The sequence below is a fragment of the Formivibrio citricus genome, from assembly GCF_900115065.1.
Lineage (GTDB): Bacteria > Pseudomonadota > Gammaproteobacteria > Burkholderiales > Chitinibacteraceae > Formivibrio > Formivibrio citricus.
Map to the genome: position 1 here is coordinate 1 of NZ_FOVE01000040.1, position 1483 is coordinate 1483.

Here is a 1483-nt window from a genome sequence, read left to right on the forward strand (position 1 = left end):
CTCAACAACCTGCTGGGTGGCGACCCGGAGAAGATGAGCGCATCAGAGAAGGAAGCGCGCAAGAATCTGGTGGGGACGCTGATCATCGGTCTGGCGGCAGGTACGGGGCAGAATGCGGCCACCGCCAATGCGGCGGCTCAGATTGAGATGGAGAATAATGCGCTTGCCGTGCCAATTATTGTTATTGAGGGCATAACGATCACAGCCAGAGCGTGTGCTACCAATCCTGTTTGTCGAGCCAAAGCGATAGAGGTGGGGATCAATCTGGCGGCATTGGTTGCCGGCGGGACTTTGGGAAATATATTGGAAGGCAAGCCGGCGGAGCCTGTGGCCCCACCGCCCCCGCTGGTCACCCCGGCAGAGGCGCAAAAAATATTTGGCCCGCCACCATTTGAAAGCCAGGAGAAGCTGGCAAAATGGCTCGGCAATGTTCTTGAAGGCCAGCCGATTGATGAGAGACAAAAATGGGCGGGTGAGTTTGTTACGACATTGCCTGCTATTCAACGGGCTGTCTGGACGGATTTTATATATGAATCTGTCACTGGGGACACAAAAGGCTCCAGATTGCCTGTTCCTGATGTTACAAAATCCGGCAACGGATTAGATTATCAATCGAATCCAAAACACACTCTTGGCGAAATTGGAAATCGTCAAAATGCCGGCCTTGAGCCAAAAAATTCTTTGCAATTGTTTGAGCAGTCTGTGCCGAGTACAAAAACCTATGATAGCAAAGAGGTAAGGTACTCCATGGATTCTGATGGCAATATTCACCGATTTGAAGCGGCAAATGGTGTTTTTCACTGGAACGGCAGCACCGGTGATGCAAATAATCCTCTAAATTCATCTAAAATTCCAATAGAAATAAAAAGAGCATTTAAATTTAAGGGGTAAAAAATGATTGCAGGAGATCCTAATTGTTTTTCAATTCAGTGTGAAAAGGTTTTGCCATGGAATGTTGATGGTAACTTTTGGGTGAACGGCATATTTCACATGTATGTTGATGGAGTTATGCTGCCAGGCAGGCTCGTTGAGGCAGAATTAAAAACTTGCCTTGCAACGTACGTTAATCTGGATTTTTCAAAATTAAATGACAGTGTTGATTTTTGTGCGCAAGATTTGTTTCGCATTGCGCACTCGCCATTTCTTGAAGAAAGTGAATTTGATTGTAATTTTTTAGATAAATCACCAGGGTTTTTAGATCTTACATGTACGGCCATGGGTGATAATGGATGTTTTGTATATTTCTTTAATTGCGGAAAATACGACAGACTAATATGGACTGAAAATGATTTCGAAAAAATAAATGAGTCAATTTTCCCAGTAAATACAGTAAAGGATGTTCTGCATTCATTGTGCGCGCTGTGGTCGTTCACCAACTGATGCCGAATAATAGGGGACAGACCACGGTTTCCTGTGATGGTTTTCTGGTAGAGTGGGAGACGTTTCCGCTATCAACTTGAACCGGGCATGGTCGATGCGATTC

1 protein-coding gene and 1 pseudogene are annotated in these 1483 nt (G+C 45.3%); both read left to right on the forward strand.

Annotated elements, in window-relative coordinates; all coding sequences use genetic code 11:
• Positions 1-891, forward strand: a pseudogene (locus BMZ36_RS14615) (hypothetical protein); the annotation flags it as partial.
• 3 nt (positions 892-894) lie between these two features.
• Positions 895-1380: an Imm42 family immunity protein gene (locus tag BMZ36_RS14190; RefSeq protein WP_091198403.1), complete on the forward strand. Its 486-nt coding sequence runs from the start codon at positions 895-897 to the stop codon at positions 1378-1380.
• The last annotated feature ends 103 nt before the right edge of the window (positions 1381-1483 follow it).

Bases quoted from the DNA above. Each gene is read 5' to 3' on its own strand.
- BMZ36_RS14190 (WP_091198403.1), top strand. From the start codon at position 895: ATGATTGCAGGAGATCCTAATTGTTTTTCAATTCAGTGTGAAAAGGTT.